Annotated in this window: 17 protein-coding genes and 1 tRNA gene; 9 read left to right on the top strand and 9 right to left on the bottom strand. The window is 74.0% G+C overall.

Going from position 1 to position 22,528, the window contains the following annotated elements; all coding sequences use genetic code 11:
- Positions 1–90: 90 nt before the first annotated feature.
- Positions 91–342 (bottom strand): PTS transporter subunit EIIB, encoded by a 252-nt coding sequence (locus FE251_RS03910; protein WP_230976537.1) that lies wholly within the window; start codon positions 340–342, stop codon positions 91–93.
- Positions 339–1,112, bottom strand: coding sequence for a GntR family transcriptional regulator (locus FE251_RS03905; protein WP_139947987.1), 774 nt, complete (start codon positions 1,110–1,112; stop codon positions 339–341). The genes FE251_RS03910 and FE251_RS03905 overlap by 4 nt, the downstream gene beginning before the upstream one ends.
- 205 nt (positions 1,113–1,317) lie before the next feature.
- Here FE251_RS03905 and FE251_RS03900 point away from each other — a divergent pair, with 205 nt between their 5' ends.
- Positions 1,318–2,709, top strand: coding sequence for a PTS transporter subunit EIIC (locus FE251_RS03900; protein ID WP_230976536.1), 1,392 nt, complete (start codon positions 1,318–1,320; stop codon positions 2,707–2,709).
- Positions 2,710–2,999: 290 nt separating this feature from the next.
- On the opposite strand, the gene malQ is transcribed toward FE251_RS03900, so the two are convergent.
- Positions 3,000–5,144 carry a 4-alpha-glucanotransferase gene (gene malQ / locus FE251_RS03895; RefSeq protein WP_230976535.1) on the bottom strand — a complete coding sequence of 715 codons (2,145 nt, stop codon included), beginning with the start codon at positions 5,142–5,144 and terminating at the stop codon, positions 3,000–3,002.
- A 254-nt stretch (positions 5,145–5,398) separates the two neighbouring features.
- Here malQ and ptsP point away from each other — a divergent pair, with 254 nt between their 5' ends.
- From ptsP to FE251_RS03870, 5 genes are read left to right on the top strand one after another with little or no spacing between them, the layout of a single operon-like run.
- Positions 5,399–7,096 (top strand): phosphoenolpyruvate--protein phosphotransferase, encoded by a 1,698-nt coding sequence (ptsP, locus tag FE251_RS03890; RefSeq protein ID WP_139947984.1) that lies wholly within the window; start codon positions 5,399–5,401, stop codon positions 7,094–7,096.
- A 32-nt stretch (positions 7,097–7,128) separates the two neighbouring features.
- The gene (locus FE251_RS03885) at positions 7,129–7,488 is read left to right on the top strand and encodes a globin (protein WP_139072723.1); all 360 of its coding nucleotides are present in this window, start codon (positions 7,129–7,131) and stop codon (positions 7,486–7,488) included.
- Positions 7,485–8,393, top strand: a complete 909-nt coding sequence (locus FE251_RS03880; RefSeq protein WP_139072711.1) for an acyl-CoA thioesterase — start codon at positions 7,485–7,487, stop codon at positions 8,391–8,393. Before FE251_RS03885 ends, FE251_RS03880 begins: the two co-directional genes overlap by 4 nt.
- A gap of 57 nt (positions 8,394–8,450) precedes the next feature.
- On the top strand, positions 8,451–9,452 hold the full coding sequence (locus tag FE251_RS03875; RefSeq protein ID WP_139072710.1) for a DNA topoisomerase IB: 1,002 nt from the start codon (positions 8,451–8,453) through the stop codon (positions 9,450–9,452).
- Positions 9,453–9,492: 40 nt separating this feature from the next.
- Positions 9,493–11,520: a glycoside hydrolase family 15 protein gene (locus FE251_RS03870; RefSeq protein WP_139947983.1), complete on the top strand. Its 2,028-nt coding sequence runs from the start codon at positions 9,493–9,495 to the stop codon at positions 11,518–11,520.
- A gap of 237 nt (positions 11,521–11,757) precedes the next feature.
- Here the strand turns inward: FE251_RS03870 and FE251_RS03865 are convergent, their stop codons facing one another.
- The 5 genes from FE251_RS03865 to FE251_RS03845 form a co-directional block, all read right to left on the bottom strand.
- Positions 11,758–12,222 carry an acyl-CoA thioesterase gene (locus FE251_RS03865; protein WP_139072708.1) on the bottom strand — a complete coding sequence of 155 codons (465 nt, stop codon included), beginning with the start codon at positions 12,220–12,222 and terminating at the stop codon, positions 11,758–11,760.
- Positions 12,222–13,904, bottom strand: coding sequence for an energy-dependent translational throttle protein EttA (gene ettA / locus FE251_RS03860; protein WP_139072707.1), 1,683 nt, complete (start codon positions 13,902–13,904; stop codon positions 12,222–12,224). The genes FE251_RS03865 and ettA overlap by 1 nt, the downstream gene beginning before the upstream one ends.
- A 127-nt stretch (positions 13,905–14,031) precedes the next feature.
- Positions 14,032–14,547, bottom strand: coding sequence for a single-stranded DNA-binding protein (locus FE251_RS03855; RefSeq protein WP_139947982.1), 516 nt, complete (start codon positions 14,545–14,547; stop codon positions 14,032–14,034).
- A gap of 110 nt (positions 14,548–14,657) precedes the next feature.
- Complete coding sequence (locus tag FE251_RS03850; RefSeq protein ID WP_139947980.1) at positions 14,658–16,175, bottom strand: GTPase; 1,518 nt, start codon at positions 16,173–16,175, stop codon at positions 14,658–14,660.
- On the bottom strand, positions 16,172–17,779 hold the full coding sequence (locus FE251_RS03845; protein ID WP_139947978.1) for a GTPase family protein: 1,608 nt from the start codon (positions 17,777–17,779) through the stop codon (positions 16,172–16,174). Before FE251_RS03845 ends, FE251_RS03850 begins: the two co-directional genes overlap by 4 nt.
- Before the next feature lie 113 nt (positions 17,780–17,892).
- On the opposite strand from FE251_RS03845, the gene FE251_RS03840 reads away from it, so the two are divergent.
- A tRNA-Arg gene (locus tag FE251_RS03840) sits at positions 17,893–17,965 on the top strand.
- A gap of 131 nt (positions 17,966–18,096) precedes the next feature.
- A complete protein-coding gene (locus FE251_RS03835; RefSeq protein WP_223147563.1) occupies positions 18,097–19,611 on the top strand; it encodes a SulP family inorganic anion transporter in 1,515 nt (504 codons plus the stop codon).
- Here FE251_RS03835 and FE251_RS03830 read toward each other — a convergent pair whose 3' ends face one another.
- A complete protein-coding gene (locus tag FE251_RS03830; RefSeq protein WP_139947976.1) occupies positions 19,612–21,138 on the bottom strand; it encodes an MFS transporter in 1,527 nt (508 codons plus the stop codon).
- 1 nt (position 21,139) lies between these two features.
- On the opposite strand from FE251_RS03830, the gene FE251_RS03825 reads away from it, so the two are divergent.
- A complete protein-coding gene (locus tag FE251_RS03825; RefSeq protein WP_168202647.1) occupies positions 21,140–22,513 on the top strand; it encodes an MFS transporter in 1,374 nt (457 codons plus the stop codon).
- Positions 22,514–22,528: the final 15 nt, after the last annotated feature.

The raw sequence follows: 22,528 nt of genomic DNA, 5'->3' as shown, positions 1-22,528 counted from the left end.
ACGGCCGCGGCCGTGTGTCGATGACTGACGCGCCATGCGTCGTCGCGTAGGGAAACCTTAACTGGTCCAGACGTGTGCGGCGTCGTGACCTCAGGCGTCGTCGGAGCGGCGCCACGCCTCCTCGCTCAGGTCCCCGAGGAGGGCGTCGAGCTCGGGGCCGACGACGACCTGGACGATGCGCCCCCGCTGGAGCGAGCCGTGCGCCCCGGCCGCACGCAGCGCGTCGGGGTCGACCTGCTGGGGGTCCTCGACCTCGACGCGAAGGCGGGTGATGCAGGACTCGAGCTCGCGAATGTTGTCGATGCCGCCCAGGCCGGCGAGGATCGCGTGGATGTCCTTCACGCCAGTCCCTCCTTCGGGTTCGGTTCGTTCCGGGTACCGACCACCGCGGCGAGACGACGCCGGGAGGGCACCAGGGTGGGACCGGGCGCGCTGACCGGGACCCACAGCGAGTATCGGTCACCGCGGTACACCGACACGCCGTAGTCCACGGCCAGATCCCCAGAGAAGGTGCGGCGGCGGATCTGCAGCCCGGCGGCGCCGGGGCTGATCCCGAGGTGCCCGGCAACCTCCTCGTCCAGCTGGACCGCCTCGATGACGTCCTCTCCCCACGTCGGGGCGAGCTCGCGCTCGGCGAGCGCGTCGTAGACGCTCGACGCGGGCTCCGGCTCGAGGAGGTCGGGCACGAGCGCGGCGGGCACCCAGTTCTGCTCCACCGCCATCGGCAGCCCGTCGGCCAGCCGCAGGCGGCGCAGGTAGTAGACGTCGGCCCCGACGGGCAGCTCGAGCGCCGCGGCCAGCTGGGGGGTAGCGGCGGTGAGCTCGGCGGCGAGCACGCGCAGGTCCGGCTCCATGCCCCGGCGCCGCATCTCCTCGGGGAAGGAGGCGAGCCGGAGCTGGAGGTCGACCTTGGGCTGGGCGACGAAGGTCCCACGCCCCTGGACGCGTTCGAGGAGACCCTCGACGACGAGGGCGTCCACAGCCTGGCGGACGGTCATTCGGGAGACCCCGAACTGCCCGCACAGCTCACGCTCGGAGGGGATGGCGTCACCGACGCCGAGCTCCTCGGCGATGAGCGAGCGCAGGTGTTCCCGCACCGTCAGGTACTTCATGGCCGTCCTTCCGACAGCGGATCGGACGTGCCTTCTGCGGCGCGCCCTACCGACGCTTGACACGCACGATCTTAGGGCGCTCTAGTATGCACAACTGGTCCAGACATCCTTCACGAGATGTCTACGACCCCGCCCGGGTAACCCTCCCGGAACGTAAGAAATCCCGACGGTTCCCCCACCGTCGCCCCTCGATGAGGAGCCTGACGTGACAGCAGCAACCGCCGGCGCCGCCGCGGCCCCGGCCAAGAAGGTAAAGAAGCCGATCCCCGGCTTCGCCCAGCTCCAGCGTGTGGGTCGCTCCCTCATGCTGCCCATCGCTGCCCTCCCGGCAGCCGGCCTCCTGCTCCGGCTTGGCCAGCCGGACCTGCTCGGTGTCGACGGCGTCGCCGGCTGGGCAGGCATGGGCTGGATGGAGCCGGTCGCAGCCGTCTTCGCCGCGGCCGGTAACGCCCTCTTCTCCAACCTCCCCCTCCTCTTCGCCGTCGGTGTCGCCGTCGGCTTCGCCCGCAAGTCCGACGGCTCGACGGCGCTGGCCGCCGTCGTCGGCTACCTCGTCCTCACCAACGTGCTCGGCGCGCTCGCGCCGATGGAGGCCCCGTGGGGCGGCACGTTCGGCGGTGGCGAGGCCGGCGCCGAGACCATCAACTACGGCGTCCTCGGCGGCATCATCATCGGCATCATCGCCGCGGTGCTCTACCAGAAGTACTACCGGATCAAGCTGCCGACCTACCTCGCGTTCTTCGGTGGGCGTCGCTTCGTCCCGATCGTCACGGCCGTCGCGGCGATCGTCGCGGCCGTCGTCCTGGCCTTCATCTACCCGGTGTTCGACACCGTCATCACGGGCTTCGGCGACTGGGTCACCGACCCGGGCAACTCGGTTCTCGGCGGCTTCGTCTTCGGTACCGTCAACCGTCTGCTCATCCCGTTCGGCCTGCACCACCTGCTGAACAACCTGCCGTGGTTCCAGTTCGGCTCCTTCGAGAACGCGGCCGGCGAGGTCGTCCACGGCGACATCGCCCGCTTCTTCGCGGGCGACCCGACCGCTGGTGTCTTCATGACCGGCTTCTTCCCGATCATGATGTTCGCCCTGCCGGCCGCCGCCCTGGCGATCTGGCACACCGCCAAGCCGTCGCGCCGCAAGATCACCGGCGGCATCATGCTCTCGGTTGCTCTCACCGCCTTCCTCACCGGTATCACCGAGCCCCTCGAGTTCGCGTTCGCCTACGTCGCCTTCCCGCTGTACGTCGTGCACGCGCTGCTCACCGGTAGCTCGCTGGCGCTGATGAACGCGCTGGAGTACCGCAGCGGGTTCTCCTTCTCGGCCGGCTTCTTCGACTACGCGCTCAACTTCAACATCGCGACCGGGCCGCTGATGATCCTCGTCTTCGGCCTCATCTACGGCGCGATCTACTACGTCCTGTTCCGCTTCGCCATCACCAAGTTCAACCTCCGCACCCCGGGGCGTGAGGACGACGGCGAGGACGGCGCCGCGACGCCGTCGGTCTTCGACGAGGCCCAGGAGGCCGCCGCCGTCTCGACCGGCAAGCGCGACGCCGAGCCTGGGGCCGCCGGCGCCGAGCCGAGCAGCAACAGCTAGCCACGCGCACCACGAAGGGCCCGGCACCGCGAGGTGCCGGGCCCTTTCGCGTGCCCGGGACAACGCCGACGCCGCCGGACCGGGTCAGGCACCCACGAGAAGCCCCGGCACCTGCACGGGCGGCGCCCACGACGGCGCCGGAACTCGCGCCGGGCACGACGGCACCACCCACGCCGACGACGCCCGCACGCACCCCAGGCCACGGCGGCACCCACGCCCGCTCCGGCACCGGCGGCCACGCACGCGAAGGGCCCGGCACCGAGTGGTGCCGGGCCCTTAGAGCGCGAGCGTCAGTCGCGCGCGATCTCCTCGCGGACGACGTCGAGCAGGGAGCGCAGACGGGCGTTCTCGGCGAGGTCCTCGACGAGGACGACGTGCTCCGATCCGTCGGCCAGCGGCAGCTTCCAGTTCGGGTACTCCTCGTCGGTCCCGGGCTGGTTCTGGGCGCGCCGCTCCCCCACCGCGTCGACGAGCGCGACGCCGACCATGCGCGAGGGGGTACGGGTGACGTAGGCGTGCAGCGCCTCGACGAGCTGGCGCTCGGTCGGCTTCTCGGGCAGCAGCCCGTACTCACGCAGCCGGGCGACCATCCGGTCGCGCTCACGCCGCGCCTCGGCGCGGACGACCGGCACCGGCTCGGTGAGCAGACCCAGGCGCTCGCGCAGGTCGACGTGCTCCTCGGCGAGGTAGCCCGCCGTCGGCGGCAGGTCGTGGGTGTTGACGGTGGCGAGCACGAGCTCGCGGTAGTGCTCGGGCCGCAGCGGCCCGCCGTCGTCGGTCTTCTCGAACCACAGGACCGAGGTGCCGAGCACGCCGCGCTCGGCGAGGTAGTCGCGCACCCACGGCTCGACGGTGCCGAGGTCCTCACCGATGACGACGGCGCCGACGCGCTGCGCCTCCAGGAGCAGGACGCCGACCATCGCCTCGTGGTCGTAGCGGACGTAGGTGCCCTCGGCGGCGCCGTGGCCGTCCGGGATCCACCACAGCCGGAACAGGCCGAGGATGTGGTCGACGCGGATCGCCCCGGCGTGCCGCAGGACCGTGCGCAGCATGTCGCGGAACGCGGCGTAGCCCGTGCGGGCGAGCGCGTCGGGACGCATCGGCGGCTGGGACCAGTTCTGCCCCTGCTGGTTGTACATGTCCGGCGGCGCACCGACGCCGATGCCGCGCGCGAGGACGTCCTTCATCGTCCACGCGTCGGCCCCGCCCGGGTGCACGCCGACGGCGAGGTCGTGCATGACGCCGAACGCCATCCCCGCCTCGGTGGCCGTGCGCTGGGCGTCGGCGAGCTGGGTGTCGGCCACCCACTGGAGCCACACGTAGTAGTCGATCCGGTCGGCGAGCTCGACGCGTGCCTTGTAGAGGGCGGGCGAGGAGAGGTCGTCCAGGCCCTCGGGCCACTCCTTGCCCTCGTAGCGCTCGGTGAGGGCGCACCAGAGGGCGAAGTCCTCCAGACCCTGCCCCTGCGCGGCGCGGAAGGCGTCCAGACGGCGCTGGCGGGCCGGTGAGCGGCCGGCGGCGTAGATGACCTCCAGCGCCTGGCGCTTGGCGGCCCACGCGGCGTCGCGGTCGATGGGGCTGGGGTCGCTGACGGAGCCGCGGACCTCCTCGGCCGCCCACTCGACGAGCGCGCGCTGCGGGCCCGGCAGGTAGGCGCACTCGCGGATGTCCTCGGGGCGGATGTACAGCGGGTTGACGAACCGCCGGGTCACCGGGAGGTAGGGCGAGGGGGTCATCGGGCCGACCGGCTCGGCGGCGTGGAGGGGGTTGATGAGCAGGAAGTCTGCGCCCTGGTCCCCGAAGAAGCTGCCGAGCTCGGCGAGGTCGGCGAGGTCGCCGACGCCCCACGACGCGCGCGAGCGCACCGAGTACAGCTGGGCCATGACGCCCCACGTGCGCTCGGGCAGCCCGGCCGGCGGGGTGAGCGCGTCCGGGGACACGGCGAGCGTGCAGCGGGCCAGCTCCTCCTCGCCGACGACGGCGACGACCTCGTGCCAGCCGAGCGGCAGCCCGGCGGGGATGCGGAAGGTGGCACGCCCGGTGCGCACGCCGTCGACGTCGCGCGGCTCGACCCACACCGGGAGCTGCTCGAGGTCCCGGCGCTGCCCGTCCTCGAGCGCCACGTGCACGGTCACGGGGGTCCCGTCCGGGACGTGGACGGCCAGCTCGTGGTCCCGGCTCTGCCGCAGCACGAGGCTGGGGGGCAGGACGGAGCGCCACGGCGCGAGCTCGACGTCGGACAGCGCGGTGGCGACGTCGTCCTCGCTGTCGACGACGACGCCGAGCGCCGCCAGCACTGCGCGGATGGTCGTCGCGGAGACGGTGCGGTGGTGACCGGTGAAGTCCCAGAAGTCGGTCGCGACGCCGTAGGCGGCCGCCAGCCGCTGGAGGTCGCCGCTCGGCAGGTCAGGTGCCGTCGGGGTTGCGGTGTTCACGTGCTCAGCTGCTCCTTGCCATGGTCCTCGGCACGCTGTCGATCTTGCCAGACTGGCACCCCGGTAGTCCCCCGGGACGGCACGCATCACACTTTCGGGCGATAAGGTCGACCGTACGGCGGGCCGGGCGGCGAGCCCGTCGAGACGCTCCGTCAGGGAGAATGTGACCCGGCACCGGCCCGTACCGGCACCTGCGACCACACCCCGCCAGGGGCGCACAATAAGCACAGCATGCACCACGCGACGGGAGCACGATCTTGAGCACTGAGCACGCCCGCACACAGGTCCGGGGTATCGGCGTGAGCCCGGGGCGTGCCGCCGGCCCGGTGGCTCAGCTCGCCGGGGCGATCCCCGCCCCGGACGCGGCGGACCGGCTGCCCGCGGAGGCGGACGTCGAGGCCGCGGCGGCGCAGGTCGCCGAGCACGCCACGAAGGTCGCCGACACCCTCAACGCCTCGGCCGCCGCCGCCCACGGCGAGGCCGCCGAGATCCTCGCGACGACGGCGCAGATGGCCGCCGACCCGACCCTCGTCACCGCCGCGCAGGCCAAGGTGCGCGACGAGCGCAAGACCCCGGCCCTGGCGGTGTGGGAGGCGGCCAACGGCGTCGCCGACCAGCTCAGCGCCCTCGGCGGGTACATGGCCGAGCGCGCGCGGGACGTCCGCGACGTCCGCGACCGCATCGTCGCCGGGCTCCAGGGCCTGCCGATGCCGGGCATCCCTCAGCTCGAGGAGCCGTTCGTGCTCGTGGCGCTCGACCTCGCACCGGCCGACACCGCGCTGCTCGACCCGGCCAGGGTCCGCGCGATCGTCACCGCCGAGGGCGGCCCGACGTCCCACACGGCGATCCTCGCCCGCTCGCTCGGCATCCCCGCCGTCGTCGGCGCGGCCGGCGCGGTCGAGACGCTCGAGGACGGCCGCCTCGTTCTCGTCGACGGCGCCGCCGGCACCGCCGTCCTCGACCCGAGCCCCGAGGAGGTCGCTGCCGCCGAGGCACTCGCCGCGCAGGTGCGGACCTTCGACGGCCACGGGCGCACGAGCGACGGCCACCACGTCCAGCTGCTCGCGAACGTCGGCGAGCCTGCCGGCGCCGCCAAGGCCGCCGAGGCCGGGGCGGAGGGCGTGGGCCTGTTCCGCACCGAGTTCTGCTTCCTCGACCGCGCCGAGGAGCCGAGCATCGCCGAGCAGGTCAAGGAGTACCGCAAGGTGCTCTCGGCGTTCCCCGGCAAGAAGGTCGTCGTGCGCACCCTCGACGCCGGTGCCGACAAGCCGATGCCGTTCCTCACCGACACCGCCGAGCCCAACCCGGCGCTCGGCGTACGCGGCCTGCGCACCTCGTGGCGCAACCCGCGCATCCTGGACCACCAGCTCATCGCGATCGCCGAGGCCGCGTCCGCGGAGAGCGCCGAGGTCTGGGTCATGGCCCCGATGGTCGCCACCGTCGAGGACGCGGAGGACTTCGTCGCCGCCTGCGCCAAGCACGGCCTGGAGACCGCCGGCGTCATGGTCGAGGTGCCGAGCGCCGCGCTCATGTCCGGGCCGATCCTCGCCCGCGCCGCCTTCGCCTCCATCGGCACCAACGACCTCACCCAGTACACGATGGCCGCCGACCGGCTGCTCGGCTCCCTCGCCTCGCTGTCGGACTCCTTCCAGCCCGCCGTCCTGCGGATGATCGACGCCACCTGCCGCGGCGGCGACCAGCAGGGCCGGCCGGTCGGGGTGTGCGGCGAGGCCGCGGCGGACCCCGCGATGGCGGTCGTCCTCGTCGGCCTCGGTGTCTCCTCGCTGTCGATGTCGCCGCGCTCGCTGCCCGACGTCGCCGCCGTCCTCGCCGCGACGAGCCTGGAGCGCTGCCGTGAGCTCGCCCAGCTCGCCCTCGGCGCGGACTCCGCCGAGCACGCGCGGGCCCTGGTCCGCGGCCAGCTGCCGGTGCTCGACGAGCTGGGGCTGTGAGCGCCGCCGACCAGGTGACGGTCTACCAGGCCATGGGCGGGCGCCCGACCTTCGAGCGCCTCGTCCGCCGCTTCTACGAGGGCGTGCGCACCGACGACGTCCTGGCCCCGATGTACCCCGAGGACGACCTCGAGGGCGCCGTCGAGCGTCTGACGATGTTCCTCGAGCAGTACTGGGGCGGGCCGAGCACCTACTCCGACACCCGTGGCCACCCGCGGCTGCGGATGCGGCACGCGCCCTACGCCGTCACGCCGCTGGCGCGGGACCGCTGGCTGCAGCACATGCGCGACGGGGTCGACGAGCTCGGTCTGCCGGCCGACCTCGAGGCGCTCCTGTGGGACTACCTCCAGCGCGCCGCCTTCTCCCTCGTCAACACCATGGAGGCACCGTGAGCCCCGCCGAGGCCGACGTCCCGGACGCCGGTGAGCCCACCGAGGCGCTGGAGGCCGTCCTCGGTCTCCTGCGCCTGGAGCGCACCGGCCACGACCAGTGCACGGGCGGGTCGCTGGACCACCTGAGCGGCCGGGTCTACGGCGGTCAGGTGCTCGCCCAGGCAATCGTCGCCGCCGGCCAGACGGTCGCCGACGCCGGGCTGCCGGCCGAGCGGCTGCCGCACTCGGTGCACGGCTACTTCCTGCGCCCCGGCAAGCTCGACCGGCCGATCACCTTCGAGGTCGAGCGGCTGCGCGACGGCGGGTCGTTCAGCGCGCGGCGCACCCACGCGATCCAGGACGGCCTGCCGATCCTCTCCATGATCACCTCCTTCCAGGAGCGCCAGCCCGGCCTGGAGCACGCCGAGGAGCCGCCCGAGGTCCCCGGCCCGGAGGGGCTGGAGAGCTCGGCGGACCTGTTCGCGCGCTACGACCACCCGGCGGCGCGCTTCTTCGCCCGGCACGGCGCCTTCGACATCCGCCACGTCGAGGGCTCGATCTACGTGCCGCGGGGACGCTCGCCGCTCAGCCGCCAGGCGCTGTGGATGCGCTCGCGCGGCCGCGTCGACGGTGACCAGCTCCTCCACCGGGCGCTGCTCGCCTACGCGTGCGACCAGGTGATGCTCGAGCCGGTGCTGCGCCGCCACGAGCTCGTGTGGACCTCCCCCGGGCTGTCCGTCGCGAGCCTCGACCACGCGATGTGGTGGCACCGCGACGTGCGGGCCGACGAGTGGCTGCTCTACGTCCAGGACGCCCCGAGCGCCCAGGGCGGGCGGGGCCTGGGGCTGGCCAAGGTCTACAACCGGTCCGGCGCGCTCGTCGCCTCCCTCGCCCAGGAGGGCATGGTCCGCGTCCACGCGGCGTGAGTCGGCCCGGCGAGCGCGTCCTCGCCGGGACTCGCACAATGGCGCCGTGATGAACGCATGAGACTGCGTAAGGTCAGCGTCGACTCCCCCGGCCTCGGCCGCCGTCGGGCGGGCCGGGGCTTCGTCTACCTCGACCACGAGGGCCGCCGCGTCGAGGACCCCGAGATCCTCGACCGCTGCAAGAGGCTCGTCATCCCGCCGGCCTGGCGGGAGGTGTGGATCTGCCCCGACCCCGCCGGTCACATCCAGGCGGTGGGCCTCGACGACGCCGGGCGCCGCCAGTACCTCTACCACGAGGTGTGGCGGGCGCGGCGGGAGCGGGCCAAGCACCGGCACGTGCTCGAGGTCGCGGGGCGGCTGGCCGACGCGCGGGCGCAGGTCGCCGAGCACCTCGCCCTGCCCCGGCTCTCCCGGGACCAGGCGCTGGCCATCGCCTTCCGGCTGCTGGACCGCGGCGCCTTCCGCATCGGCGGGGAGACCTACGCCGCCCGGCACGAGACCTACGGGCTGGCGACGCTGCGCAAGGACCACCTGCGGATCCGCTCCGACGGCACGCTGACCTTCGAGTACACCGCCAAGTCCGGGATGCCCCGCTCCCTGTCGCTGCAGGACGAGGACCTCACCGCCCCGCTCACCACCCTGCGCCGGCGCCGCGGCGGTGGGGAGGAGCTGCTCGCCTACCGCAACGGGCGCGGCTGGGCCGATCTCACCTCCTCCGACGTCAACGCCTACATCAAGGACCTCCTCGGCCCGGACGCGAGCGCCAAGGACTTCCGCACGTGGCGCGGGACGGTCCTCGCCGCCGTCACCCTCGCGCGGGCCCAGGACGTCGCCACCGCGCGCAAGCGGCAGGCAGCCGTCACCACGGCGGTCAAACGGGTGGCCGAGGACCTCGGCAACACCCCGGCAGTGAGCCGGGCGTCCTACATCGACCCGCAGGTCATCGACGCCTTCGAGCGCGGCCACACGATCCCGCCGGACGCCCTGACCCCGGGTGAGGCCGCGGTGCGGACAGGACTCGCCCCGGCGGAGCAGGCGGTCCTCGAGCTGCTGTCCTGAGGCGCTTGGACGGCGTCGGCGCCACCCGTAGGGTTGGCCGGTGACGACGCGTCGACGACTGCTCCTCGCCGCACTCGCCGGCGCCGTCGCCGTCGTGTCGTGGGGCGTGCCGGCGGCTGCCGTCCCGGCCCACGAGTCCCAGCCGGAGCACACCGACGCGCTCTTCTCCCTGCGCGGTGAGGACCACGCCGCCGCGCAGACGTTCATCCCCTCCGGCGCCTCGCTGGGGGCGGTGGGCGCGTGGGTGGTCAGCCGCTCGAGCGGCGGGCAGCTCACCGCGTCGGTCCGCACCGACGTCGCCGACCAGACGACGGAGGTGGCCGCCGCGTCGGTGGACCTCGGGCCGGGCGAGGGCTGGCTCGAGCTCGACCTCGGCGGAGCGCCCGTCGTCCCCGGCGAGGAGTACGCCGTTGTCCTCCAGGCGCACGGGACCGACGACGCCGTCGAGTGGTGGGGCACCCGCACCGGCGACCCGGGCGAGCCGGCGAGCTGGAACTACGACCGTGCGCACTGGGGCGGCTGGGCGCGGTACGGCGCCGGGGCCGCGGCGGACTTCGGCGGCTGGCGCCTGGCGTTCTACGTCGGGGAGCCCGGGCGCTGCGCGGCGGACAACTCGTGCTGGCGCCACCTGCCCGCGCAGACGCTCGGTGTCCAGCCCGCCGGACTCGTCGGCACCGAGGGCCGACCGTACGCCCTCACCGCCTTCGAGGTCGCCGGGGCCCGGTACCTGCCCGGCTCGAGCGTCCTGGAGCTCGCCGACGGGAGCTGGCTCCACCTGCCCGGTGCGGCCGCAGACCCGGCCGTCGTGCCCGCCGGGAGCCCGGAGGCGCTGGCGCAGGTCGAGGAGAGCCGGGCGTGGCTGGCTGCCGGGACGGTCCCGGGACGGACCTCGGCGGAACGGGAGATGGCCGAGCGGGCGCTGCTCGACATGCGCCTGCTGCTCCAGGACAACGGCGCGGTCGCCGCCGCCTGGCACACGATCTGGAAGTACTCGTGGCCGCGCGACTCGGCCTTCACCGCCGTCGCCTTCGCCCGCGCGGGCTTCACCGAGGAGGCCTACCGGATCCTGCGGTACAACGCCGAGACCCAGCGGGCCGACGGCACGTGGGAGGCACGCACGCTGCTCGACGGGTCCGGCCCGCCCGACGCCCGCCCGTGGCAGCTGGACGCCAACGGCTGGCTGCCGTGGGCGACCTGGCAGTACCTCCAGGTGGCCTCGCCGGCCGAGCGCGAGGAGGCGCTGGCCGAGCTCTACCCGATGGTCCGGGCCGCCGCGGACCACGCCGCCGCGAGCCTCGACGAGAACGGCATCCCACCCGCCCGGCCCGACTACTGGGAGAGTGCCTACCCGGCGCCCAACCTCGGCACCGCGGCGCCGCTGCTCGCCGGCCTGCGCGCCGCGGGGGCGATCGCCGAGCAGGCCGGGCAGGGCCTCGACGCGGCCCGCTGGTTCCGGGCGGCGGACCGCCTCGCGATCGGCATCGAGCTGTCCTTCGGATCCATCGGCTACCAGCGCACGATCCTCGACGGCAGCGGCAAGGACTCCGCGGTCGCCTGGCTCGCACCGCCGTTCAACGCGATGACTGAGGAGGTGCGCGCCGAGCTCGACACGACGTGGGACGTCATCGTCCAGGACACCGGCGGGGTGCAACCCGGGGAGCGGTGGGGCGACGACATGACGTGGACCCCGGAGACGATGTTCTTCGCCCTCGCCTGGGCCACCGACGGGCAGCGGGCCAAGGCCGACGCGCTCGTCGAGTGGATGGACGACCACCGCACCGCCGTCGGCGCATTCCCGGAGAAGGTCGACCCGCAGGGCCGGCCCGCGGCCGTGTCGACGCTGGGGTGGACGGCCTCGCTCACCGTGCTCACCCTCGCCGCGCTCGACGAACCGCTGCCGGTCCCGCCGACCGCGCCGTCGACCGACACCCTGGGTGCCGCGACCGAGGGCGCCGCACCGCCCCTCACCGTCGAGGCGCCCGGCTCGGCGATGGCGTGGCTGGCTCTCGCCGCCTTCCTCGCCCTCGCCGCCCTCACCCTGCGCCACCACAAGACCCGCCGCCGGTAACCCGCGACAGCCGAGTTCCGCACGCAACGACGCCGCCGCCGCTCGCGCAACTCCGCTCTCGCGCAAAAGTCCGCTCTCACGCAAAAGTCGACTCTCGCCCAAAAGTCGGCTGTCACGCAAAACTCCGCTCTCGCGGGAAGGTAGTACCCCCTCCCGCGAGAGCGGAGTTGTGCGCGAGAGCGGAGTTCGTCGCGAGAGCGGAGTTGGTCGCGAGAGCGGAGTTCTGGTCGCCGCCGGTCAGCGGGAGAGGGAGCGGCGGAAGCGGACGGGCTCCTCGACGAGGTGGGCCCAGGCGGCCCGCTCCTCCGCGGTGATGCGGCGCGGGCGGCCGGTGGCCGGGTCGACGAGGACGAGCGTCGTCATCGCGCGCACGGCGACGCCCTGCGCGCCCGGCACCTCGTAGCAGACGTCGAGGCTCGCCCCGCCCATGCGGGCGAGCCAGAGCTCCACCTGGAGCGGCGTGGTCGAGTACTCCAGCGGCGCGGCGTACTCGATCTCCTGGTGGGCGATGAACGTCGCGGTGTCCGCGCCGGGGCCGGAGGCGAGGATCCTGCCTCCGGCACCGGCGTCGTCGTCCGCGCCCGCCCAGAACACCGCGATGCGCGCCTCCTCGAGGAGGGTGAGCACCGCGGCGTTGTTGACGTGCCCGTACCCGTCGATGTCCGACCAGCGGAGCCTGACGGGGACGGTCAGCCGCGTCATCAGCCGCGGGTGAGCTTGCGGTAGGTCATCCGGTGCGGGCGCGCCGCGTCGGGACCGAGCCGCTCGACCTTGTTCTCCTCGTAGGAGGCGAAGTTGCCCTCGAACCAGTACCAGCTCGCCGGGTTCTCGTCGGTGCCCTCCCACGCGAGGATGTGGGTGGCCACGCGGTCGAGGAACCAGCGGTCGTGCGAGACGACGACGGCGCAGCCCGGGAAGTCGAGCAGCGCGTTCTCCAGCGAGCCGAGGGTCTCGACGTCGAGGTCGTTGGTCGGCTCGTCGAGCAGGAGCAGGTTGCCGCCCTGCTTGAGGGTGAGCGCGAGGTTGAGGCGGTTGCGCTCACCGCCGGAGAGCACCCCGGCCGGCTTCTGCTGGTCGGCGCCCTTGAAGCCGAACTGGGAGACGTAGGCGCGCGAGGGGATCTCGACGTTGCCGACCTGGATGAAGTCCAGGCCGTCGGAGACGACCTCCCACAGCGTCTTCTTGGGGTCCAGGCCGCCGCGGCTCTGGTCGACGTAGGAGATCTTGACCGTCTCGCCGATCTTGAGGTCACCGGCGTCGAGCGGCTCGAGGCCGACGATCGTCTTGAACAGCGTCGTCTTGCCGACGCCGTTGGGGCCGATGACGCCGACGATGCCGTTGGGCGGCAGGGAGAAGGACAGGCCGTCGATGAGCTTGCGGTCCCCGAAGCCCTTCTCCAGGTCCTTCGCCTCGATGACGACCGACCCCAGGCGCGGGCCCGGCGGGATCTGGATCTCCTCGAAGTCGAGCTTGCGGGTGCGCTCTGCCTCGGCGGCCATCTCCTCGTAGCGGGCGAGGCGGGCCTTGGACTTGGCCTGGCGGCCCTTGGCCGAGGACCGCACCCACTCCAGCTCCTCCTTGAGGCGCTTCTGGAGCTTGGCGTCCTTCTTGCCCTGGACCTGCAGACGGGCGGCCTTCTTCTCCAGGTAGGTGGAGTAGTTGCCCTCGTAGGGGTAGAGGCGGCCGCGGTCGACCTCGGCGATCCACTCGGCGACGTGGTCGAGGAAGTACCGGTCGTGGGTGATGGCGATGACGGCGCCGGGGTACTTGGACAGGTGCTGCTCGAGCCACTGGACGGACTCGGCGTCGAGGTGGTTGGTGGGCTCGTCGAGGAGCAGGAGGTCCGGCGCCTCGAGGAGGAGCTTGCACAGCGCGACGCGGCGGCGCTCACCACCGGAGAGGACCGAGACGTCGGCGTCGCCCGGGGGCAGGCGCAGGGCGTCCATCGCCTGCTCGAGCTGGGAGTCGAGGTCCCACGCGTTCGCGGCGTCGATCTCCGTCTGGAGCTTGCCCATCTCCTCCATGAGTGCGTCGAAGTCGGCGTCGGGGCTCGCCATCTCCTCGCCGATCTGGTTGAACCGGTCGAGCTTGCCCTTGATCTCCGCGACGCCGTCCTGGACGTTCTCCAGGACCGTCTTGGACTCGTCGAGCGGGGGCTCCTGGAGGAGGATGCCGACGGTGTAGCCGGGGCTCAGCCGCGCCTCACCGTTGGAGGGCTGCTCGAGCCCGGCCATGATCTTGAGGATGGTCGACTTACCGGCACCGTTGGGACCGACCATGCCGATCTTCGCGCCGGGAAGGAAGGACATGGAGACGTCGTCGAGGATGACCTTGTCGCCGTGTGCCTTGCGCGCCCTGACCATCGAGTAGATGTACTCGGCCACTTCACTCCCAGTGCTTCGAGGATTGCCGGCCGGGAGAGCCCCGGCCGCCTGCAATCCTCCAGGGTAGGCCACGGCGGGCGCGCGGGCGCACGACGACGACGCACGCTTCGCTCCCGGCGATCGGCCGCTACACCTCGGCCCTGGCCCACTCGTCCCGCTCGACGGCGAGCTCCGCGGCCTCCTCCGGCGACGCCCCCTCCTCCTCGGGGTCCGCGAGCCCGGGCGGCTCCTCGGCCGGCGGGCCGTCGACGACGGCGGGGACGGCCTCCGGGGGCCCGATGCGGGTGACCTTGTTGAAGGTGACGAGCCCGTACCTCACCTCGACGGCGACGGTGGTGGCCGTGATGACGTTGGTGTGCTGGTTGCGGTCGTCCCCGGAGATCCACTCCTCCGTGCTGAGCACGCCCTGGACGACGACCGGCATGCCGCGGTGGAGGGACTGGCTCACCGCGTCGCTCGCTCCGCCCCACACCTTGACGGTGAACCACTCCGTGGGGTGGTCGCGCCACTCCCCCGCGGTGTCGCGGTAGCCGCGGGTGGAACCGAGCCGGAACTTGGTCACCTGCCTGCCGCTGGGGGTGATGGTGATGTCGGGCTCGGTGCCGACCCTGCCGCGCACGGTGATCTGGTTGGTGTCGCTCATCGGGTGCTCCCCTGCTCGGGGCCGGCCCGGTGGCCGGCGCTGGCACGACGATGCCCTCGCGCCCGCACCGCCCGTCACCAGCAGGGTCCGGGTTGGGAGGGCGTGGTCGCTCAGCCGCGCTGTGGGGCAGTCCCCGCGACGGCCTCGCGCAACGTGCGGTGCCGCGCGAGCACGGAGCTCGTCGGCTTGGCGAGCGCGGTGCGCACGACGTCCCGCACCCGCGCGGTCACGTCCTCGCGGTACCCGGCCGCCACCCGCTCACCGTGGGAGCCACGCCAGAGCCGGGAGCCGACGACGGCGCCCACGCCGAGCGCGACCAGCCCACCGCCCACGCCGAGCAGCAGCCCGCCGGGCAGGTCCGTGCCGAGCACCCCCGTGAGGCCGAGCACGAGCCCGACGACGCCGAGGACGGCGAGCACCAGGCCGGCGAGGTGCAGCGCGATCGCCCCGGGCTGCCGCGCCTCGGGCAGCGGCACGCTCTCGACCGCCTTCCCCACCGCCGCGCGCAGGTCCTTGCTCGGGGAGACATCGCTCTCCACCGCCTGACGCCAGCGGGCCGGCAGTCCGTCGGTCACGGACGCGAGCCAGCGGCCGCGCACGGCCTCGACCGTGCCCGCAGCGGGCAGCTCGGGCCGGGCCGGGGCGCTGGGCCGTACCCGGGTGGCGGCCGAGCGCAGCGACTCGGCGACGGCGTCGGTCCCGGCGGCCCGGGTGAGCTCGTCGGTCACGGCCGCCACCTGCGCCTCACCGGCCGGCGGCTCACCCGGGCCGACGGCGACGGCGAGGCGGCGCGCGACCGCCTCGACCTCCGCCTCGGCCGTGCGCGCGGCGGCGGAGTGGCCAGCCACGGTCCGGGCCAGCACCTCGCGGACGTCGTCGACGCCCTCCCCGGTGCTCGCCGAGGTGGTGAGGACCTCGACGTCGTCCAGGCCGTCGGCGCGCAGGAGGCTGCGCACGGAGTCGACGACGCGTGGCACGGCCGCCCGCGGGATCGTGTCGACCTGGTTGACGAGGACGAGCATCGCGGCCTGCCGGTCGGCGAGCCCGCGCAGGTAGCGGGCGTGCAGCGCGTTGTCGGCGTACTTCTGCGGGTCGACGACCCAGACGAGGAGGTCGACGAGCGGGAGCAGCCGGTCGACCTGGCCGGCGTGCGCCTCGGCGACGGAGTCGTGGTCGGGCATGTCGAGGAGGACGAGCCCGTGCAGCGCGCGCTCGTGGTCGGCGTCGAGCATGCTCTCGCGCTCGATGCGCCGGTGGGGCCCGACGGAGAGGAAGTCGAGGAGCTCGGTGGCCTGCCCGCCCCACACGCACGCGGCGGCGCGGTCGGTGGTCGGGCGGATGGCCCCGACGTCGGCGAAGCTCAGCCCGGAGATCGCGTTGAACAGGGAGGACTTGCCCGAGCCGGTGCCCCCGACGAGCGCCGCGACGGTCCAGCCCACCCCGAGCCGCAGCCGCTCCTCCACCCGGGCGATGTCCGCGAGGGACGCCTCGACGAGAGCAGGGTCGACCTGGTCCCCGGCGATCTCCAGCGCCTCGGCGATCACCTGGACGCGCGCGGTGAGGCGGGCGTCGTCGTCGGTGACGGGCGCGACGTGCGCGCCGTGCCGGCGGGTGGCGGTCTGGCTCATCGGTGCCCCTTCAGCTCACTGGCCCGCAGGCGCAGGCCGGCCCCGGCGTCGCTGCGCAGCCCGAGCGCGGCGAGCCGGTCGAGCGCGGGGCCCGCCTCCTCGCCGACGACGGCGCGCGCGGTCTCGTGCAGGTCGGCGGTCACGCGCGCGACGGCGTCCTGCCCAGGCGCGACGGCGCGCGTGGCTCGGGCGGCACCGTCCAGGCCCGCGGCGGCGGCCTGGAGCAGCCCGCTGAGGCCGGCGGCGGTGAGGACACGGGGGTCGGCGCCGATGAGCTCGGCGGCGAGCGCGTCGCTGCGCGCGGCCCACGCGGCCACGGCCTCCTCGGCGCGCGTGTCGCGGCCGGCGGCCCACGCGGGGTCGTGCTCGAGGAGCGCGGCGCCACCACGCTCGGACCAGGCGCGGTCCAGCTCGGCCGCGGCGCTCGTGGCGGCGGCGGCGGTGAGCGTGACGAGCGAGCGGCGCACCTCGGCGCCGAGGGCCTCGGCGGCCTCGGTGCGGGCCCGCAGCCCGCCCCCGCGCCAGCCGCGGCGCACGCGGGAGACGTCCCCGGTGAGCGGGGCGAGGACCCCGCCGGTGCTCGCCGCCGCGAGCCAGCGGGTGGTCGGGGCGCCCTGGGCGGCCGCGCCGGCGCGCAGCCGGGCGACGAGCGCGTCACCCGCGCCGGCCACCGCCTGCTCGGCGCACGAGCGCAGCGCGCCGGCGGCCATCGCCTGGGCGGTGATGCCGTCGGCGAGGCGCAGCAGCTCCTCGCGCAGCGTCCCCCACACGCCCTGGGTGGTGCGACGGACGACGCCGCGCGCGGTGTTTCGCCCGCCGAGGAGGGTGAGCCACGTGCGCACGGGCTCGACGACCTCCTCGGGCAGCAGGCCCTCGTGGGGGCCGACGTCGGGGACGACGAACAGCGGCGCCTCCCCCATCCCGAGGTCGGTCATCCGGCGCATGAGGTCGCCGCGCACCTCGGCGAGCACGCGGCGCGGGACCCGGTTGAGGACGACGGCGACGGTGATCCCCCGCTCCTGCGCCTGGCGCAGCACCCGCCACGGCACGGCGTCGCCGTAGCGCGCGGCGGTGGTGACGAAGAGCCAGAGGTCGGCGGTCTCGAGCAGGAGGTTGGCCAGCGCGCGGTTGCCCTCGAGGACGGAGTCGAGGTCGGGGGCGTCGAGCAGCGCGAGGCCGGCGGGCACGCGGTCGTCGGCGACGACGTCGGCGAGGCGGGCGATCGGGTGCTCGGCGACGAGCCAGGTGTCCTCCTCGCTCACGACGAGGAGGGGCTCGGTGGTCGTCGGGCGGATGACGCCGGCCTGGGTGACCTCCCGGCCGACGACGGAGTTGACGAGCGTCGACTTGCCCGCGCCGGTCGAGCCGCCGAGGACGACGACGGCGGGCCCGGCCTCGCGCTTGAGGCGCGGCAGCAGGTGGGCACCGATCTGCGTCTCGATCCGGTCCCGCAGCTCGGTGAGCTCCGGGGCGCCGGGCAGGTCGAGGGGGAAGCGGGCGGCGGCGACGTCCTCGTGCAGGTCGACGACGACGTCGAGGATCGGCGACCTGCCCCGGACGTGACGGCTCGGCCCGCCGTCGCGTCGTCGGAGGTCGGTGGTCACGGGCCCATCCTCCCTGGTCAGAGGGGACCCTCCAAGCATGTCGGCCCCGTGTCGGCATCTGGTTCTCCGGGGAGGCACTACCGTTGTTCCCAGGGCCTCCGTCCGGTGGCGCTGCCCCCGTAGCTCAATGGATAGAGCAACGGCCTTCTAATCCGTAGGTTGCAGGTTCGAGTCCTGCCGGGGGCGCTCCGGAAGGCGGCGCCCGGCGGACTAAGGTGTGGGGTGGAGCGCCCGGGTGCCACCCGGCTCTCCCCGGCTCGACGACGCGCCCCTCCGGACCTCTCGGCGCGTGCCGCCGTCGACCCACGGGAGACCTCGTGCCCTCACCTCTCGCCGACCGCCGGCGCCGCGCCGAGCGCGCCCACGACGTCACCTCGGTGCGGGCGGCGCTGCGCGACCCGCGCCGGCTGCGCACCGAGGTGCTCGCCGGGCTCGTCGTCGCGCTCGCGCTCATCCCCGAGGCGATCTCGTTCTCGATCATCGCCGGCGTGGACCCGCGGGTGGGCCTGTTTGCCTCCTTCACGATGGCCGTGTCCATCGCCTTCCTCGGCGGCCGCCCGGCGATGATCTCCGCGGCGACGGGCGCGGTCGCGCTCGTCATCGCCCCGGTGATGCGCGAGCACGGCATGGACTACCTCATCGCCACCGTCATCCTCGCCGGGCTCGTCCAGGTGCTGATGGCGGTGCTCGGCGTGGCCCGGCTCGTGCGGTTCGTCCCGCGCAGCGTCATGGTCGGCTTCGTCAACGCGCTGGCGATCCTCGTGCTGCTCGCCCAGCTGCCCTACCTCACCGACGTCACGTGGCACGTGTACGCCATGGTCGCGGTCGGCGTCGCGCTCATCGCGCTGCTCCCCCGGCTCACCACGGCCGTGCCGGCCCCGCTCGTCGCGATCGTCGTCCTCACGACGGCGAGCGTCGTCCTCGGGCTCGACGTGCCCGATGTCGCCGACCAGGGCGAGCTCCCCGACTCGCTGCCCTCGCTGTTCCTGCCCGACGTCCCGCTCACGCTCGAGACGCTGCGGATCATCGGCCCGTTCGCCGTCGGGATGGCGCTCGTGGGGCTCATGGAGTCCCTCATGACGGCCAAGCTCGTCGACGACGTCACCGACACCCACTCCGACAAGACCCGTGAGGCGTGGGGCCAGGGCGCCGCCAACGTCGTCACCGGGTTCCTCGGCGGGATGGGCGGCTGCGCGATGATCGGCCAGACGATGATCAACACGAAGGTCTCCGGCGCACGCACCCGGATCTCCACCTTCCTCGCCGGGGTCTTCCTCCTCGTCCTCGTCGTCGGCTTCGGGGAGCCGATCGGCCGCATCCCGATGGCCGCGCTCGTCGCCGTCATGGTCATGGTCTGCGTCGCGACCTTCGACTGGCACTCGGTACGGCCCGCGACGCTGCGCCGCATGCCGCTCAGCGAGACGGCGGTCATGCTCGCGACCGTCGTCGTCACCGTCGCCACGGAGAACCTCGCCTACGGCGTCGTCACCGGCGTGCTCGTCGCGGCCCTCATGTTCGTGCGCCGCGTCGCGCACGTCACCGAGGTCGTCGAGGTCGCCCACCCCGACGAGGACACCCGGGTCTACGCCGTCGTCGGGGAGCTGCTGTGGGCCTCGTCCAACGACCTCGTGTACCAGTTCGACTACAGCGGGGACCCGCAGAACGTCGTCATCGACCTGTCCCGCTCGCACATCTGGGACGCCTCGACGGTCGCGGCGCTCGACGCGATCACGACGAAGTACGCCGCCCGCGGCAAGAACGTGACGATCATCGGTCTCGACGAGGCGAGCGCCGCGCGTCACGCCCGCCTCGCGGGGCACCTCGGCGGGTAGTCAGCGCCCGCGGCGCGCGCCGCGCAGGTCGAGGACGGCGACGGCGAGGGTGACCGCCAGCGCCCCGGTGACCGCGAGGAACCCGGCGGTCACCGCCACCGCCCAGGTCGACTCCTCGAGCACGGCGAAGGCCACGGCGGTGATGACCGCCAGCCCCATCGCCGTGCCGATGCGCTGGGCGGTCTGCAGGACGCCGCCCGCCGCACCGGAGTACTCCAGCGGCACCTGCCCGAGCGTGATCGTCTGGTTCGGGGTGATGACCATGCCCTGCGCGGCCCCGACGAAGGCGAGGGTGAGGAGCATCCACCACACGCTCGCGCGGTCCGCGGCGACGAGCTGGACGACGAGCACGCTGAGCAGCAGCCCGACCATCGCGCTCACCAGCCCGGCGACGACGATGCGCCGCCCGCGAGCGCCGACGTGCCGGCCCGCCCAGTTCGAGGTGACGGCCGAGACGAGCGCGGCGGGCAGCCCGACGAGCCCGGCCTCCAGCGCGCTGCGGCCCAGGCCGTTCTGCACGTAGAGCGCGACGATCACCCACACGCTCGTGACGCCGAGGAAGTAGAGCCCGGCGATGACGGTGCCGACGGAGAAGCTGCGCAGCCGGAAGAGCGAGAGGTCCACCATGGGGGCGCGCCCGCGCCGCCGGTAGTGCAGCTCCCAGGCCACCCACAGCGCGAGGAGGGCGGCCCCGCCGGGCAGCAGCAGCCACCCCCACGGGCCGAGGCCACGCTCGACGAACGGCAGGAGCAGGGCGAGGACCGCGAGGGCGAGGAGCACCGTGCCGACGGGGTCGAGGTCGTGGGAGCCGGTCCGCGCGGCACGCGGCACACGCATCGGACGCGGGAACCAGCGCAGCGCGAGGACGACGGCGAGGACGCCCACGGGCACGTTGACGAGGAACGTCCAGCGCCACCCGTCCGCCTCGCCGGCGAGCTGGATGATGAGCCCGCCGAGCACCGGCCCGACGGCCACCGAGACGCCGATGACGCTGCCCAGCGCACCGTAGGCGCGGCCGCGCTCGGGGCCCCGGAAGTACTGCTGGATCATCCCCACGGCCTGCGGGTTGAGCAGGCCCGAGCCCAGCCCCTGGACCACCCGGGAGAGGTTGAGGCTCAGCGGGTCGGGTGCGAGGCCGCCCCACACCGAGGAGAGGGTGAACAGGACGACGCCGGCGATGAACAGCGGCCCGCGCCCGAGGAGGTCACCAGCCCGGCCCGCCCCGACGAGGACGACGCCGAAGGTGAGGGCGTAGCCGGTGAGGACCCACTGGAGGTCGGAGTCCGAGGCGCCCAGGCCGCGCTGCACCGAGGGGAGGACGACGTTGATGATGCTCACGCTGACGAGCGACATGAAGATGGCGACGAGCAGGACCGCGAGGATGCGCCAGCGGCGCGGGTCCGGGACGTCGTCCACGTCGGGGGAGCTCAGGGTGACCGCCTCTCGTCGATGCTGCCCGATGCTAACGACACCCGGCGCGCGGCGCCCCGCACCGTCCGCCGCGGTGGTGGTGGGAGCATGGGCCATCGTGACCTTCTCTTCGCGCCGCATCGGCCACCGGGCGGCCCGCTCGGCGTGGCTCGTGTGGCTGGTCGGGGCCGGCGCCTACTTCCTCGCCTACCTGCACCGCGCCTCGCTCGGCGTCGCCGGGCCCACCGCCGTCGAGCGGCTCGACATCTCGGCGACCGAGCTCGGCTCCTTCGTCATGGTCCAGCTCGGGCTGTACGCGCTCATGCAGGTGCCGGCGGGGGTGGCGATCGACCGGTGGGGCGCGCGCAAGGTGCTCCTCGCCTCGACGCTCGTCATGGGCACCGCCCAGCTCCTCTTCGCCTTCGCGACGAGCTTCCCGGTGGCGCTCGCCGCTCGCGCGCTGCTCGGGGTGGGCGACGCGGCGGTGTTCATCGCCGTCCTGCGGCTCGCGGCGATGTGGTTCCCCCACCGCCGTTACGCCGTGCTCACCTCGCTCACCGGGCTCGTCGGCATGCTCGGCAACCTCGTCGCGACCGTCCCGCTCGTCCTCGCCCTCGACGCGCTCGGCTGGACGCGGACCTTCGCCCTCACCGCCGTCGCCTCCCTCGGCTACGCCCTCCTGCTGCTGCGTCCGACCGTCGCCGCCCCCTTCCGTCAGCTCGCCCCGGTGGAGCCGGACGGCTCCCCCGCCCGCCGGCCCGCCCTGCGCGGCATCGGGGCGACGTGGGGACGCCGGGAGACGCGGCTGGGGTTCTGGACCCACCAGGCGACGATGGCGCCGGGCGTCGTCGTCGCGCTCGTGTGGGGCTACCCCTACCTCACCGAGGCGCTCGGCTACCCGGACGCGCGCGCCGCCTCCCTGCTGTCCCTCTACGTGCTCGCGACGGTCGCGTTCAGCTTCCTCGTCGGCCCGCTCGCGGGGCGTCGTCCGACGTGGCGGGCGCCGATGGCGGTGGGCATCTCGCTCGCCGGGGTGCTCGCCGTCGCCCTGCTCGTCCTGTGGCCGGGCGGTCGTCCGCCGTCGGCGGTGGTGACGGCCGTGTTCGTCGTCTTCGCCATCGGCGGGCCGGGCTCGCAGATCGGCTTCCACATCGCCCGCGACTACAACCCGGCCGCCCGGATCTCGACGGCGACCGGCCTGGTCAACGCGGGCGGGTTCGCCGGGGCGATGGTCGCCGCCGTCGCCGTCGGCATGGTGCTCGACGCGCGCTCCGGCTCGGCCGCGCCGAGCCTGCTCGACTACCGCTGGGCGGTCTCCGTCATCGGCGTCATCGCCGTCGTCTCGACGCTCGCGATGGTCCTCACCCTCCTCGGGGTGCGCGCCGACGTCCGCGACCGGATGGACCGGGAGGAGCCGGTCGTCGTCCCGGTGACCGAACGCTGGTGGGACCGGGCCTACCGGCGCCTGGCCAGGCGGCCGCGGCTCGCCTGACCCCCGCGCACCGGT

Origin of the sequence: Georgenia wutianyii (assembly GCF_006349365.1) — a bacterium.
Taxonomy (GTDB): domain Bacteria; phylum Actinomycetota; class Actinomycetes; order Actinomycetales; family Actinomycetaceae; genus Oceanitalea; species Oceanitalea wutianyii.
This window is presented reverse-complemented; position numbering and strand designations above follow the sequence as displayed.